This window comes from Mycolicibacter icosiumassiliensis, from assembly GCF_900078685.2.
Lineage (GTDB): Bacteria > Actinomycetota > Actinomycetes > Mycobacteriales > Mycobacteriaceae > Mycobacterium > Mycobacterium icosiumassiliensis.
In genome coordinates, this window is the sequence record NZ_LT546168.1 from 1 (window position 1) to 14,118 (window position 14,118).

The following is a 14,118-nucleotide window of genomic DNA, read 5'->3' on the forward strand; positions in this document are numbered from 1 at the left end:
TTTTTTGTCGGTTTTTCGGAACTGATGTTTTGGGATTGTTTCCAAATGGTTTTTGTTTGGAGAGTTTGATCCTGGCTCAGGACGAACGCTGGCGGCGTGCTTAACACATGCAAGTCGAACGGAAAGGCCCTTTCGGGGGTACTCGAGTGGCGAACGGGTGAGTAACACGTGGGTGATCTGCCCTGCACTTTGGGATAAGCCTGGGAAACTGGGTCTAATACCGAATAGGACCGCGCGCTTCATGGTGTGTGGTGGAAAGCTTTTGCGGTGTGGGATGGGCCCGCGGCCTATCAGCTTGTTGGTGGGGTAATGGCCTACCAAGGCGACGACGGGTAGCCGGCCTGAGAGGGTGTCCGGCCACACTGGGACTGAGATACGGCCCAGACTCCTACGGGAGGCAGCAGTGGGGAATATTGCACAATGGGCGCAAGCCTGATGCAGCGACGCCGCGTGGGGGATGACGGCCTTCGGGTTGTAAACCTCTTTCAGTATCGGCGAAGCTCCAAGATTCTTCTTGGGGTGACGGTAGGTACAGAAGAAGCACCGGCCAACTACGTGCCAGCAGCCGCGGTAATACGTAGGGTGCGAGCGTTGTCCGGAATTACTGGGCGTAAAGAGCTCGTAGGTGGTTTGTCACGTTGTCCGTGAAAACTCACAGCTTAACTGTGGGCGTGCGGGCGATACGGGCAGACTAGAGTACTGTAGGGGAGACTGGAATTCCTGGTGTAGCGGTGGAATGCGCAGATATCAGGAGGAACACCGGTGGCGAAGGCGGGTCTCTGGGCAGTAACTGACGCTGAGGAGCGAAAGCGTGGGGAGCGAACAGGATTAGATACCCTGGTAGTCCACGCCGTAAACGGTGGGTACTAGGTGTGGGTTTCCTTCCTTTAGGGATCCGTGCCGTAGCTAACGCATTAAGTACCCCGCCTGGGGAGTACGGCCGCAAGGCTAAAACTCAAAGGAATTGACGGGGGCCCGCACAAGCGGCGGAGCATGTGGATTAATTCGATGCAACGCGAAGAACCTTACCTGGGTTTGACATGCACAGGACGCCGGTAGAGATATCGGTTCCCTTGTGGCCTGTGTGCAGGTGGTGCATGGCTGTCGTCAGCTCGTGTCGTGAGATGTTGGGTTAAGTCCCGCAACGAGCGCAACCCTTGTCTCATGTTGCCAGCACGTTATGGTGGGGACTCGTGAGAGACTGCCGGGGTCAACTCGGAGGAAGGTGGGGATGACGTCAAGTCATCATGCCCCTTATGTCCAGGGCTTCACACATGCTACAATGGCCGGTACAAAGGGCTGCGATCCCGTGAGGGTTAGCGAATCCTTTAAAGCCGGTCTCAGTTCGGATTGGGGTCTGCAACTCGACCCCATGAAGTCGGAGTCGCTAGTAATCGCAGATCAGCAACGCTGCGGTGAATACGTTCCCGGGCCTTGTACACACCGCCCGTCACGTCATGAAAGTCGGTAACACCCGAAGCCGGTGGCCTAACCCTTGTGGAGGGAGCCGTCGAAGGTGGGATCGGCGATTGGGACGAAGTCGTAACAAGGTAGCCGTACCGGAAGGTGCGGCTGGATCACCTCCTTTCTAAGGAGCACCATTTTTTCCCCCGTCCCCGTCACGAGTGCGGGATACATGATGGTTGGGATATTTTCGCCGGGGCCTGTAGTGGGTGCCCGGTGGTGCAGATTAATTTGAAACAACAACAGCTTTGATCACCAACCGCCAGAAGTCTTGTGCTTCTGGTGGCCGACCTTGGGTTGGGCACACTGTTGGGTCCTGAGGCAACAGGCCCGTATTGGCTCCCTTGTGGGGGTGGGTGTGTTGTCGCTCCATCTTGGTGGTGGGGTGTGGTGTTTGTTTTGTGGATAGTGGTTGCGAGCATCTAGCAAGCAAGGCTTGTGTCTTGTTTGTTTTGCAATTTTTGTTTTTTGGTTTTTGTGTTTTGTAAGTGTTTAAGGGCGCATGGTGGATGCCTTGGCATCGAGAGCCGATGAAGGACGTAGGAGGCTGCGATATGCCTCGGGGAGCTGCCAACCGAGCGTGGATCCGAGGATGTCCGAATGGGGAAACCCGGCACGAGTGATGTCGTGTCACCTTCTGGTGAATGTATAGCCAGTGGGGAGGTAACGCGGGGAAGTGAAACATCTCAGTACCCGTAGGAAGAGAAAACAAAATGTGATTCCGTGAGTAGTGGCGAGCGAAAGCGGAGGATGGCTAAACCGTATGCATGTGATACCGGGTAGGGGTTGTGTGTGCGGGGTTGTGGGAGCGTCATGTCTGGTTCTACCTGGCCGGAGGACAGTGAGAAAGTGTTGTGGTTAGCGGAAGTGGCTTGGGATGGCCTGCCGTAGACGGTGAGAGCCCGGTACGTGAAAACCCGATACCTGTCTTGTGATGTTTTCCCGAGTAGCAGCGGGCCCGTGGAATCTGCTGTGAATCTGCCGGGACCACCCGGTAAGCCTGAATACTACTCGATGACCGATAGCGGATTAGTACCGTGAGGGAATGGTGAAAAGTACCCCGGGAGGGGAGTGAAATAGTACCTGAAACCATGTGCCTACAATCCGTCAGAGCCCTCCCTTGTGGTGGGGTGATGGCGTGCCTTTTGAAGAATGAGCCTGCGAGTCACCGGCACGTCGCGAGGTTAACCCGTGTGGGGTAGCCGCAGCGAAAGCGAGTCTGAATAGGGCGTATCCAATCCGTTGGGGTTGGTGTAGTGGCGTGTTGTGGACCCGAAGCGGAGTGATCTACCCATGGCCAGGGTGAAGCGCGGGTAAGACCGCGTGGAGGCCCGAACCCACTTAGGTTGAAGACTGAGGGGATGAGTTGTGGGTAGGGGTGAAAGGCCAATCAAACTCCGTGATAGCTGGTTCTCCCCGAAATGCATTTAGGTGCAGCGTTGCGTGTTTCTCACCGGAGGTAGAGCTACTGGATGGCCGATGGGCCCTACTAGGTTACTGACGTCAGCCAAACTCCGAATGCCGGTGAGTGTAAGCGTGGCAGTGAGACGGCGGGGGATAAGCTCCGTGCGTCGAGAGGGAAACAGCCCAGATCGCCGGCTAAGGCCCCAAAGCGTGTGCTAAGTGGAAAAGGATGTGCAGTCGCTTAGACAACCAGGAGGTTGGCTTAGAAGCAGCCACCCTTGAAAGAGTGCGTAATAGCTCACTGGTCAAGTGATTGTGCGCCGATAATGTAGCGGGGCTCAAGCACACCGCCGAAGCCGCGGCAATACGTAAGTATTGGGTAGGGGAGCGTCCTGCATCCGGTGAAGCCACAGAGTGATCTAGTGGTGGAGGGTGTGGGAGTGAGAATGCAGGCATGAGTAGCGATGAGGCAAGTGAGAACCTTGCCCGCCGAAAGACCAAGGGTTCCTGGGCCAGGCCAGTCCTCCCAGGGTGAGTCGGGACCTAAGGCGAGGCCGACAGGCGTAGTCGATGGACAACGGGTTGATATTCCCGTACCCGTGTGTGGGCGCCCATGATGAATCAGTGGTACTAACCACCCAAAAGGTGGTCGATCAATCCTTTCGGGGAGCGACGACTACTGGCTGCGTGGGACCTTCGCTGGTAGTAGTCAAGCGATGGGGTGACGCAGGAAGGTAGCCGTACCAGTCAGTGGTAATACTGGGGCAAGCCGGTAGGACGTCAGATAGGCAAATCCGTCTGGCATAGAGTCCGAGAGGTGATGCATAGCCGTTTGCGGCGAATTCGGTGATCCTATGCTGCCAAGAAAAGCCTCTAGCGAGCACGCACACGGCCCGTACCCCAAACCAACACAGGTGGTCAGGTAGAGAATACCAAGGCGTACGAGTGAACTATGGTTAAGGAACTCGGCAAAATACCCCCGTAACTTCGGGAGAAGGGGGACCCTCATACCGTCATGGCCTTTGCGGCCGGCAGCGGGAGGGGGTCGCAGAAACCAGTGAGAAGCGACTGTTTACTAAAAACACAGGTCCGTGCGAAGTCGCAAGACGATGTATACGGACTGACGCCTGCCCGGTGCTGGAAGGTTAAGAGGACCGGTTAACCCTTCGGGGTGAAGCTGAGAATTTAAGCCCCAGTAAACGGCGGTGGTAACTATAACCATCCTAAGGTAGCGAAATTCCTTGTCGGGTAAGTTCCGACCTGCACGAATGGCGTAACGACTTCTCAACTGTCTCAACCATAGACTCGGCGAAATTGCATTACGAGTAAAGATGCTCGTTACGCGCGGCAGGACGAAAAGACCCCGGGACCTTCACTATAGCTTGGTATTGATGTTCGATGCGGTTTGTGTAGGATAGGTGGGAGACTGTGAAACTCGCACGCCAGTGTGGGTGGAGTCGTTGTTGAAATACCACTCTGATCGTATTGGACCTCTAACTTCGAACCATGAAGCTGGTTCAGGGACAGTGCCTGGTGGGTAGTTTAACTGGGGCGGTTGCCTCCTAAAATGTAACGGAGGCGCCCAAAGGTTCCCTCAACCTGGACGGCAATCAGGTGTTGAGTGTAAGTGCACAAGGGAGCTTGACTGTAAGACTGACACGTCAAACAGGGACGAAAGTCGGGACTAGTGATCCGGCACCCCCGAGTGGAAGGGGTGTCGCTCAACGGATAAAAGGTACCCCGGGGATAACAGGCTGATCTTCCCCAAGAGTCCATATCGACGGGATGGTTTGGCACCTCGATGTCGGCTCGTCGCATCCTGGGGCTGGAGCAGGTCCCAAGGGTTGGGCTGTTCGCCCATTAAAGCGGCACGCGAGCTGGGTTTAGAACGTCGTGAGACAGTTCGGTCTCTATCCGCCGCGCGCGTCAGAATCTTGAGGAAACCTGTCCCTAGTACGAGAGGACCGGGACGGACGAACCTCTGGTATACCAGTTGTTCCACCAGGAGCACGGCTGGATGGCTACGTTCGGACAGGATAACCGCTGAAAGCATCTAAGCGGGAAACCTACTCCAAGACCAGGATTCTCACCCTTTTAGAGGGATAAGGCCCCCCGCAGACCACGGGATTGATAGACCAGACCTAGAAGCACCGCAAGGTGTGCAGGGAACTGGCACTAACCGGCCGAAAACTTACCAACACAAAAAAACAACAATTGTGTTGCCCGCAACCACACCACAAAACATCTCAAACCCACACCCCACCACCAAACACAAAACTTTGGTGACCAGAGTGGACCACCCCCACACGGGGACAGTCCACCACAGGAAAAGAAAATAGAGTTACGGCGGAAATAGCGACAGGGAAACGCCCGGTCCCATCCCGAACCCGGAAGCTAAGCCTGTCAGCGCCGATGATACTGCCCACACGGGTGGAAAAGTAGGACACCGCCGAACACAACATTAAGACCTGTGCCCCCCAAGAAATTGGGGGGCACAGGCATTTCCCGTATGTTTCATATTTTGCGTGAACAGATCGCGCGAATGCGACCGTGTCAAGAGGTCGGCGACCCCCGCCGTATCCTTTTCGGTAGCACTGTTACGACCGGAGGGCGCGAGGTGGCCGAACACGGCAATGGCGGCGACGGGCCGTGGGGCGGCAGGGGCGCCGGCGATGCCGGCCGGCGTGGCCGGCCCGGGCAATCCGGAGGCCGCCCCGGGCAATCCGGTGGTGGTTCGTTCCGGGGATCCGGCGATCAGCGTCGCACGCACCGAGGCGCGGGACCGGACCGCGAACGGCGATCGCAGCCGCCGCGCGACCGCGATGGCAGCCCGCGACCGTCGTGGGAGCGCGACAGCAGCCCGCGACCGCCGCGCGACCGCGATGGTGGAGCCCGACCCCCGCGCGACTACGACCGTTCGTCCCGACCGCGGCGGGATCACGACAGCACGTCGCGACCTTCCCGACCGTCCGGCGAGGAAACCTCCCAGCGCTACGACGACCCGCCGCTGCCCGAAGGTATCGAGCCCAACCAGCTGGCTCCGGAAGTACGCCGGGAACTGAGCACGCTCAACCGGGCCACCGCCGACGCGGTGGCCTGCCACCTGGTCGCGGCCGGGATGCTCCTCGACGACGATCCCGAGGCCGCGCTGCGCCACGCCAAGGCGGCCCGGTCCCGCTCGACACGGATCACCGCGGTCCGCGAGGCCGTCGGGATCGCCGCTTATCAGTGCGGAGACTGGTCGCAAGCACTGGGTGAGCTGCGAGCGGCACGGCGGATGGGCAGCAAATCCGCGCTGCTGCCGCTGATCGCCGACTGCGAACGCGGCCTGGGCCGGCCTCAGCGGGCGATCGAGTTGGCCACCGGCCCCGATGCCGAACAGCTCGAGGGTGACGAGGCCGACGAGATGCGGATCGTCGCCGCCGGCGCTCGCGCCGACCTGGGGCAGTTGGAACAGGCACTGACGGTGCTTTCGTCGGCGCCGACCGACCCCGACCGGATCGGTTCGACCGTGGCCCGGCTGCACTACGCGCATGGCGAGACGCTGGTGGCACTCGGCCGCGAAGGTGAGGCGTTGGAGTGGTTCCTGCGCGCCGCGGCCGCCGACACCGACGGTGTCACCGACGTGGAGGACCGCATCGCCGAACTCGGTGGTGGCGCGACGCTGGCCGAGGAATACGACTGCCTGCTGCTGGATCTGGACGGCACGGTATTCCGCGGTGGCGAACCCACCGCAGGCGCAGTCGAGACCCTGGCCGAACTGCAGAGCCGAACGCTGTTCATCACCAACAATTCGTCACGCGGAGCCGACGAGGTAGCGGCGCATCTGAACCAGCTGGGCTTCACCGCCACCGCCCAGGACGTCGCCACCAGCGGCCAGATCGGGGCAGGCCTGCTGGCCGGCCAACTGCCCGCCGGCGCGCGGGTGCTGGTGCTGGGTGCGGAGTCGCTGGCCGCCGAGATCGGCGCCGTCGGCTTGGAAGCGGTGCGCCTGGCCACTGACGAACCGGTCGCCGTGATTCAGGGCCTGTCCACCGAGCTCGGCTGGGCGGACCTGGCCGAGGCGGCCCTGGCGATCCGGGCCGGGGCGCTGTGGATGACCACCAACGTCGACAAGACGCTGCCGTCGGAGCGTGGCCTGCTGCCCGGCAACGGTTCGATGGTGGCCGCCCTGCGGGCCGCGACCGACGCCGAACCGCAGGTGGCCGGCAAGCCGGGCCCGGCGCTGTTGACCGCAGCGCTGACCCGCGGCGAGTTTTACGCCCCGCTGGTGGTCGGCGACCGGCTCGACACCGACATCGCCGCGGCCAATGCCGCCGCGCTGCCCAGCCTGATGGTGCTCACCGGAGTGAACTCCGCGCGCGATGCCGTCGGCGCGGTCGCTGAGCACCGGCCGACCTACCTCGGTCACGATCTGCGGGCGCTGAACGTCAGTGCCGGCCGGCTGGCGATCGGCGCGCAGCCGCATTGGGACGTGACCGTGGACGGCACCACCGTCACCGTCGCCGCCGGGCAACCCGAGGACGACGACGGTGATGGCCTGTCGGTGGTCCGCGCGCTGGCATCGACGGTGTGGGAGGCCGAGCTGGCCGGGCGTCCCTTCACCGTCGCGGCCGCCGATGACACGGCGGATGCGGCGCTGCAACAGTGGTCCCTGCTCGGCACCTGGCCCTGACCGGTATCGGCTAGCGTGAGTGGCACCCATGAACAGTGAGATGCAGGACGTCCGAGCACGCATCGCGGCAGTGCTGGCCGAGTTGCCCGGGGAAGCCGAGCTGGCCGACCTGCCGGCCCACAGCGACCTCAACGCCTTGGCGCAGCGGCTCGAAGAAGCCCACCAGGTGTTGGTGCGGGCGCTGGAGTCGGTAGAGAAGGGCTGAGTCAGGCATGTCGCGGCGTGCTCGCGTCGACGCCGAACTGGTCCGGCGCGGATTGGCGCGGTCTCGTCAGCAGGCCGCCGAATTGATCGACGCCGGTAAGGTCACCATCGACGGCATCCCGGCGGTCAAGCCCGCCACCGCCGTGGCGGTGACCGCGGCGCTGGCCGTGGTGGACGACGGCGAGCGCAGTTGGGTCTCGCGCGGGGCGCACAAGCTGATCGGGGCCCTGGACACTTTCGGTATTGCCGTGGCTGACCGGCAGTGCCTGGACGCCGGCGCCTCGACGGGCGGATTCACCGAGGTGCTGCTGGACCGGGGTGCGGCCCGGGTGGTCGCCGTCGACGTCGGCTACGGCCAGTTGGCCTGGTCGCTGCGCACCGATGAGCGGGTGGTGGTCATCGAACGCACCAATGTCCGGGGTCTGACGATCGACACCATCGGCGGGCCCGCGGAACTGATCGTCGCGGACCTGTCGTTCATCTCGCTGGCCACGGTGTTGCCCGCGCTGGCTGGCTGCGCGTCACCGCACGCCGATATCGTTCCGATGGTGAAACCGCAGTTCGAGGTTGGACGACAACAGGTCGGTGCCGGCGGTGTGGTGTCCGACCCGGTGCTGCGGGCCGACGCGGTCGTATCGGTGGCGCACCGCGCCGAAGAACTGGGGTGGGGCACCGTCGCCGTCACCGCCAGCCCGCTGCCGGGACCGTCCGGCAACGTCGAATACTTTCTGCATCTGCGCGCCGCCGCCGCGCCGCTGACCGGTGACGCGTTGCGCGCGGCCGTGCAGGATGCCGTCGCGAAGGGTCCGCAATGACCAGTTCAGATCGTCAACGCACCGTGCTGCTGGTGGTGCACAGCGGTCGGGAAGAGGCCACCGACACCGCCCGCCGGGTCGAGAAGGTGCTCGACGAACACGGCATCGCGCTGCGGGTGCTGACCGCCGAGGCCGTCGACAAGGGCGCGCTGCACGAGGGTGCCGACGACGGCCGCGAGGTCGGTGTCGCGATCGACCTGGTGGACCCCGACAACGGGGCCGCCGAGGGCTGCGAACTGGTCCTGGTTCTCGGCGGTGACGGGACCTTCCTGCGCGCCGCGGAGCTGGCCCGCAGCGCCGACATCCCGGTACTGGGCGTGAACCTGGGGCGGATCGGGTTTCTGGCCGAGGCCGAAGCCGACACCATCGACCAGGTCCTGGACAAGATCATCGCCCGCGACTACCGGGTCGAAGACCGGATGACGCTCGACGTCGTGGTGCGCGCCGACGGCGAGATCATCGACAGCGGGTGGGCGCTCAACGAGGCCAGCATGGAGAAGGGCCCGCGGCTGGGCGTGCTGGGCGTCGTCGTCGAGGTGGACGGCCGGCCGGTGTCGACGTTCGGCTGCGACGGCGTACTGGTGTCGACCCCGACCGGATCCACCGCCTACGCGTTCTCCGCCGGCGGACCGGTGCTCTGGCCCGACCTGGACGCCATCCTGGTGGTGCCCAACAACGCCCACGCGCTGTTCGCCCGGCCCATGGTCACCAGCCCCGAATCGATCATCGCGATCGAAGTCGAAAGCGACGGCCACAATGCGCTGGTGTTCTGCGACGGTCGCCGCAAAATGCTGGTGCCTGCCGGCGGCCGCCTGGAAGTGCAGCGCGGCGTCACCCCGGTGAAGTGGGCGCGGCTGGGCCGCTCGCCGTTCACCGACCGACTGGTGCGCAAATTCCGGCTGCCGGTCACCGGCTGGCGCGGACAGTAAGGTGCGCCTGCGGTGCTGACTGAGATCCGTATCGAGTCCCTGGGCGCCATCAGCGCGGCCACCGCTGAATTCGACCGCGGACTGACCGTATTGACCGGCGAGACCGGCACCGGCAAGACGATGGTGGTCACCGGGCTGCACCTGCTCGGTGGTGCTCGCGCCGACGCCAACCGGGTGCGTTCGGGTGCAGCCCGCGCGGTGGTGGAGGGCAGGTTCTGCACGGCCGACCTGGCACCGGCCGCGGCCGGGGAGATCGACGAACTGCTCGAGGCCGCCGGGGCCGAGCGCGACGAGGACGGCACGGTGATCGCGGCCCGCTCGGTCAGCCGCGACGGCCCGTCGCGGGCCTACCTGGGCGGGCGCGGGGTACCGGCCAAATCGCTGACCGGTTTCACCGGCAGCCTGTTGACGTTGCACGGCCAGAACGACCAGCTGCGGTTGATGCGCCCGGACGAACAGCGCGGGGCGCTGGACCGCTACGCCGCGGTGGGTGCCCGGTTGGAGCGCTACCGTGCCGCGCGCGAGGCCTGGCAATCGGCGCGACGCGAATTGGTCGAACGCCGCGACCGCGCCCGCGAACTGGCTCAGGAAGCCGACCGGCTCACGTTCGCGCTGCGCGAGATCGATGCCGTCGAGCCTCGGGCCGGCGAAGACGACGCGCTGACCGCCGAGATCCGTCGACTCTCCGAGCTCGACGCGCTGCGCACCGGCGGCCCTAGCCGGCGGCGATGAGGCACTCGATGCAGCCGACGGGCCGAACTCGGCAACTGATCGGCTGGGACAGGCCAAGACGGCGTTGAGCGCCACCGACGCAAACGACGGCACTCCCACTGCCGTCTATCCAGCCCTGCCACCTACGAAAGGACCCTGACACCGGCTACGCTGCCCGAAGCTGCTTAACCACAAATCCCGTGTCCACTACATGGGGGCAAGGCCCTAGAGGGGCAGGGCACTCATGGATTTCGGGGCACTCCCGCCGGAGGTCAACTCCGCGCGAATGTATGCCGGTCCCGGTTCGGCGCCGCTGCTGGCCGCCGCGGCGAATTGGTCGGCGATGGCGATGGAGTTGCACTACACCGCCACGTCGTACGCCTCGGTGGTCGCCGACCTGGCGGACTCGGCGTGGCAGGGGCCCTCGGCGGCATCGATGTCGGCAGCGGCGGCCCCGTACGCGGCCTGGCTGAAGGTCACCGCCGTGGGGGCCGAGGAGACGGCGCTCAAGGCCACGGCAGCAGCCGGCGCCTATGAGGCCGCCTACGCCGCCACCGTGCCGCCGCCGGTGATCGCCGCTAACCGCACCCTGCTGGCGTCACTGGTCGCGACCAACTTCCTGGGACAGAACACCCCGGCGATCGCGGCCACCGAAGCCCACTACGGCGAAATGTGGGCGCAGGATGCGGCCGCGATGTACGCCTACGCCGGTTCGTCGGCGGCGGCCACCCAGCTGAGCCCCTTCAGCAAGCCGCCGGAGACCACCAACTCCACCGGGGACATCAGCCAGCCGGCGGCGGCCACCAACGCGCTGCGGTCCGCGGCCGCCTCCAACTCCGTGACGCTGCCAGGCGGGGTGAACCAGGTTATCGACGATATTCAGGCCGTCGTGAAGTCCATGGCCAACGTCATGAGCACCGTGAATGGGCCGTATGGCATTGGGGTGGCCAGCTCGGCACGGAGCATCTACCAGATGTCCATCAGCATCCCATCGGTGGCCACTGCACTGGCGAACCTGAGCAACACGCTCAACCCCAAGCCGATCGTCGGTGCCTTGGCGCCCCTGCTGTCCAGCCCGCTCCTCAGCGGCGCGCACGCCGCCCCGGCCGCGGTGTCGGCGGCGGCGGGCCGAGCCGGCCTGATCGGGTCGCTATCGGTGCCGGCGAACTGGGCCAGCGCTGTTCCGGCGGTCAAGACCGCCACCGTCGCCCTGCAGGCCAGCGTGTTCGAGGCAGCGCCGGCGCTCGCGGCCAACGGTGAGGGTGTGCTGGCCGGCCAGATGGCGCTGTCGAGTCTGGCCGGGCGCGCAATCGGTACACCGGTGCGTCAGGCTGCCAGTGCCAGCACCGCCCGCGCCATCAGCGCCATCAGCCACGTCACCAACAAGCAGACGGGGCCGGATATCGCCACCACCGCCACCGTCATCGTCATCCCGCCGATCGCGAAATAACGAAAGTAGGTCGCGTTCATGGTTTTTCAAATTTTTGCGGCGCAGCCTCCGGAGATCACCTCCGGACAGATGTATTCGGGTCCGGGCGCTGACCCGCTGTTCGCCGCGGCGTCGGCCTGGTCGGGGTTGGCCGCCGAGTTGCACGCCACCGCGTCCGGCTACCAGGCGGCCCTGGCAAGCCTCAGCGGCGGCTGGCAGGGGCCGGCGGCGGCGGCCATGGCGACCGCCGCAGCGCCGTATGTGACGTGGCTGTCGAGCACGGCGGCTCAGGCTGAACAGACCGCCGCCCAGGCGACGGCCGCAGCCGCCGCCTACGAATCGGCCTTCGCCGGCATCGTGCCGCCGCCGGCGATCGCCGCCAACCGCAGTCAACTGGCCTCCTTGGTGGCCACCAACATCCTTGGGCAGAACAGCACCGCGATCGCCGCTGTCGAAGCGGAGTACGGCCGGATGTGGGCCCAGGATGTCGCCGCGATGCTCGGCTACGCCGGCGCTTCGGCGGCGGCAACCAATCTGACCTCGTTCACCGCCGCACCGCAGACCACCAACGGCGATGCGGGAAGCGCGGCCGCCACGCCTGCACCCGACCTGATACAGCAGATCACCCAGCAGATCAACGCGCTGACTTCCGGATACACCTCTGCGTGGCATAATTTGATCGATTCGGTCACCGGCGTTCCCCAGCTGAGCTCGTTGCTGGAAAGCGACCTCTCACTACTGTCGGGAGTCAGTGGCCAGACCGGGTGGGTCAACGCCGTTCACGCCAGTACCAACCTGGGGATCACCCAGTTCCGGGCCGGATACAGGGCGGTACTCCCGGCCATTCCGAAGTCGGCGCTCGGTGGCCTGCACAGCTCCGGATTGACTGCGGGCGCCGGTCTGACCAGGGCCGCCGGGGCCGCTGCGGGCAGCGCGATGCGCGTGGGGGCGTTGTCGGTGCCGCCGAACTGGGCCAGCGCCACCTCGGCGATCCAGCTGGCCTCCACCTCGCTGCCCCAGACGGCGCTCGGTGCTGCGCCCGCAGCGGGAGCCGTCCCGGGCATGCTCGCCCCGGCAGCCCTGGGCAGTGCGGCCGGTGGCGCGTTGGGTGCGCCGGCCACCCGGACGGTGGCCCCGGTCGCCCGCGTGGTGTCCACCAATATCAAGGACCGCGAGGCACCGGTCCCACTCGACCAGGTCATCGCGCAGCTGCAGCAGACGCCGGATGTGGTGCAGCATTGGAACGTCGACCAGGCCGGGCTCGACGAGCTCGTCGCGAAGCTGTCCCTGAAACCGGGCATCCACGCGGTGCACGTCCTCGACGACGAGGACAGTGCGCTCGCCGGAACGCAGTCGGCGCTCGGCTGACGCGGCCCAATGCCTCACGATCTCGGCCGCCCCAGGAGGACCCTATGAAACTGTTGCTCGTCCCGCTAGCCGCTACCGCCGCACTTGTTCTCGCCGCACCCGGGCACGCCGATCCCAATGTGGTGGAGGTGAGCGCGGTTGACAGTGCGGAGTTTATTACGTCGCTTCGGCAGGTCGGGATCGTCTTCGATGACCCGACTCAAGCCGTGGCCGCCGCTGAGGCGCTGTGCGGGTTGGCGGCCAACGGTGAAACAAGTCTGGAACTGCTGAACGACGTCACCGAGGCCAATCCGGACCTGACCGTCGCCGACGCGGCCCGGTTCGCGGCGATCGCGGCGAAAACCTATTGTCCGCACCAGCTCAATAAGGGGGGCGGCGGGTCGAAGTAGGCCGCCGTCAGGGCTTGACGGCCAGCCAGCGCTGTTGACCGCCGGCGGTGACCACTTGCACGTCGCGGAAACCGATGTTGCGCAAGCGGTCTGGCAATGTATCGGGCGAGACCGGGTTGTAGGTGTCGCGGAAATGCATCAGCTGAAACATCGTCGAGTGCACGCCGTCGCTGCCGGCGAACAGCGCGCCGGGGCGCAGCACGCGAAACGCCTCGGCGAACAGGCGGTCTTGCAATGCTGGTGTCGGAACGTGGTGCAGCATGGTGAAACACACCACTGAACTGAACTCGTCGGAAGCCAGCCCGGTGTCGGTGCCGTCGCCGTTGATGATGTGGGCGCGCGACCCGTATTTTGCCTGCAGGCGTTCGGTCATCGGTGGGTCGATCTCGACGGCAGTCAGCCGGGGCGTCATGTCCACCAGACACCGCATGTTGGCGCCGTAGCCGGGCCCGATCTCCAGGGTGTTCTCGCCGAGGTCGACGCCTGCCAGCGCCCACGGCAGGAGTTCGCGCTCGACGCTGCGCGCCCAGTACCGCGAACTGCAACACAGCCGGTGAACCAGATTCATCGCCATCGTCTCGACACTAGTCGGATGCGGCCGGGAGTCGGCGCGCCCAATAGGCTGAACCCCGTGGACGCCCGATGGGTCCTGCACCTGGATATGGACGCGTTTTTCGCATCTGTCGAGCAATTGACCCGCCCAACGTTGCGGGGACGGCCGGTACTGGTC

At 64.7% G+C, this 14,118-nt stretch carries 9 protein-coding genes, 3 rRNA genes and 2 pseudogenes; 13 read left to right on the forward strand and 1 reads right to left on the reverse strand.

Annotated features, from left to right (window positions below; all coding sequences use genetic code 11):
- Window positions 1–53: 53 nt before the first annotated feature.
- The 12 genes and pseudogenes from BN4346_RS42470 to BN4346_RS42520 all read left to right on the forward strand — a co-directional run bounded on the left by BN4346_RS42470 (window position 54) and on the right by BN4346_RS42520 (window position 13,388).
- Window positions 54–1,588, forward strand: a 16S ribosomal RNA gene (locus BN4346_RS42470).
- A 358-nt stretch (window positions 1,589–1,946) separates the two neighbouring features.
- A 23S ribosomal RNA gene (locus BN4346_RS42475) occupies window positions 1,947–5,067 on the forward strand.
- A 143-nt stretch (window positions 5,068–5,210) separates the two neighbouring features.
- Window positions 5,211–5,323 (forward strand): 5S ribosomal RNA (gene rrf, locus BN4346_RS42480).
- Together the 16S, 23S and 5S rRNA genes form the textbook arrangement of a ribosomal RNA operon.
- A gap of 546 nt (window positions 5,324–5,869) precedes the next feature.
- Window positions 5,870–6,520 (forward strand): annotated as a pseudogene (locus BN4346_RS48530) (tetratricopeptide repeat protein); the annotation flags it as partial.
- Window positions 6,494–7,543, forward strand: a complete 1,050-nt coding sequence (locus BN4346_RS42485; RefSeq protein ID WP_235653773.1) for an HAD-IIA family hydrolase — start codon at window positions 6,494–6,496, stop codon at window positions 7,541–7,543. The pseudogene BN4346_RS48530 and the gene BN4346_RS42485, both read left to right, overlap by 27 nt.
- A 28-nt stretch (window positions 7,544–7,571) precedes the next feature.
- The gene (locus BN4346_RS48240) at window positions 7,572–7,748 is read left to right on the forward strand and encodes a hypothetical protein (protein ID WP_096867726.1); all 177 of its coding nucleotides are present in this window, start codon (window positions 7,572–7,574) and stop codon (window positions 7,746–7,748) included.
- Window positions 7,749–7,755: 7 nt separating this feature from the next.
- Window positions 7,756–8,562, forward strand: a complete 807-nt coding sequence (locus tag BN4346_RS42495; RefSeq protein ID WP_067975985.1) for a TlyA family RNA methyltransferase — start codon at window positions 7,756–7,758, stop codon at window positions 8,560–8,562.
- Entirely contained in the window at window positions 8,559–9,491 is a 933-nt protein-coding gene (locus tag BN4346_RS42500) for an NAD kinase (RefSeq protein ID WP_067975988.1), read from the forward strand. The genes BN4346_RS42495 and BN4346_RS42500 overlap by 4 nt, the downstream gene beginning before the upstream one ends.
- A gap of 12 nt (window positions 9,492–9,503) precedes the next feature.
- Window positions 9,504–10,302: pseudogene (locus tag BN4346_RS42505) on the forward strand (DNA repair protein RecN); the annotation flags it as partial.
- A 144-nt stretch (window positions 10,303–10,446) separates the two neighbouring features.
- Window positions 10,447–11,652, forward strand: coding sequence for a PPE family protein (locus BN4346_RS42510; RefSeq protein WP_067975991.1), 1,206 nt, complete (start codon window positions 10,447–10,449; stop codon window positions 11,650–11,652).
- Window positions 11,653–11,670: 18 nt separating this feature from the next.
- Window positions 11,671–12,999, forward strand: a complete 1,329-nt coding sequence (locus tag BN4346_RS42515) for a PPE family protein (protein ID WP_067975994.1) — start codon at window positions 11,671–11,673, stop codon at window positions 12,997–12,999.
- A gap of 44 nt (window positions 13,000–13,043) precedes the next feature.
- Window positions 13,044–13,388 (forward strand): DUF732 domain-containing protein, encoded by a 345-nt coding sequence (locus BN4346_RS42520; protein WP_067975997.1) that lies wholly within the window; start codon window positions 13,044–13,046, stop codon window positions 13,386–13,388.
- A gap of 7 nt (window positions 13,389–13,395) precedes the next feature.
- On the opposite strand, the gene BN4346_RS42525 is transcribed toward BN4346_RS42520, so the two are convergent.
- The gene (locus tag BN4346_RS42525; RefSeq protein ID WP_067975999.1) at window positions 13,396–13,962 is read right to left on the reverse strand and encodes a class I SAM-dependent methyltransferase; all 567 of its coding nucleotides are present in this window, start codon (window positions 13,960–13,962) and stop codon (window positions 13,396–13,398) included.
- A 57-nt stretch (window positions 13,963–14,019) separates the two neighbouring features.
- Here BN4346_RS42525 and BN4346_RS48635 point away from each other — a divergent pair.
- Window positions 14,020–14,118: Y-family DNA polymerase (locus BN4346_RS48635; protein ID WP_078058806.1), on the forward strand; the 99-nt coding region annotated here is incomplete at its 3' end.

Bases quoted from the DNA above. Each gene is read 5' to 3' on its own strand.
- BN4346_RS48240 (WP_096867726.1), top strand. From the start codon at position 7,572: ATGAACAGTGAGATGCAGGACGTCCGAGCACGCATCGCGGCAGTGCTG.
- BN4346_RS42495 (WP_067975985.1), top strand. From the start codon at position 7,756: ATGTCGCGGCGTGCTCGCGTCGACGCCGAACTGGTCCGGCGCGGATTG.
- BN4346_RS42500 (WP_067975988.1), top strand. From the start codon at position 8,559: ATGACCAGTTCAGATCGTCAACGCACCGTGCTGCTGGTGGTGCACAGC.
- BN4346_RS42510 (WP_067975991.1), top strand. From the start codon at position 10,447: ATGGATTTCGGGGCACTCCCGCCGGAGGTCAACTCCGCGCGAATGTAT.
- BN4346_RS42515 (WP_067975994.1), top strand. From the start codon at position 11,671: ATGGTTTTTCAAATTTTTGCGGCGCAGCCTCCGGAGATCACCTCCGGA.
- BN4346_RS42520 (WP_067975997.1), top strand. From the start codon at position 13,044: ATGAAACTGTTGCTCGTCCCGCTAGCCGCTACCGCCGCACTTGTTCTC.
- BN4346_RS42525 (WP_067975999.1), bottom strand. From the start codon at position 13,962: ATGGCGATGAATCTGGTTCACCGGCTGTGTTGCAGTTCGCGGTACTGG.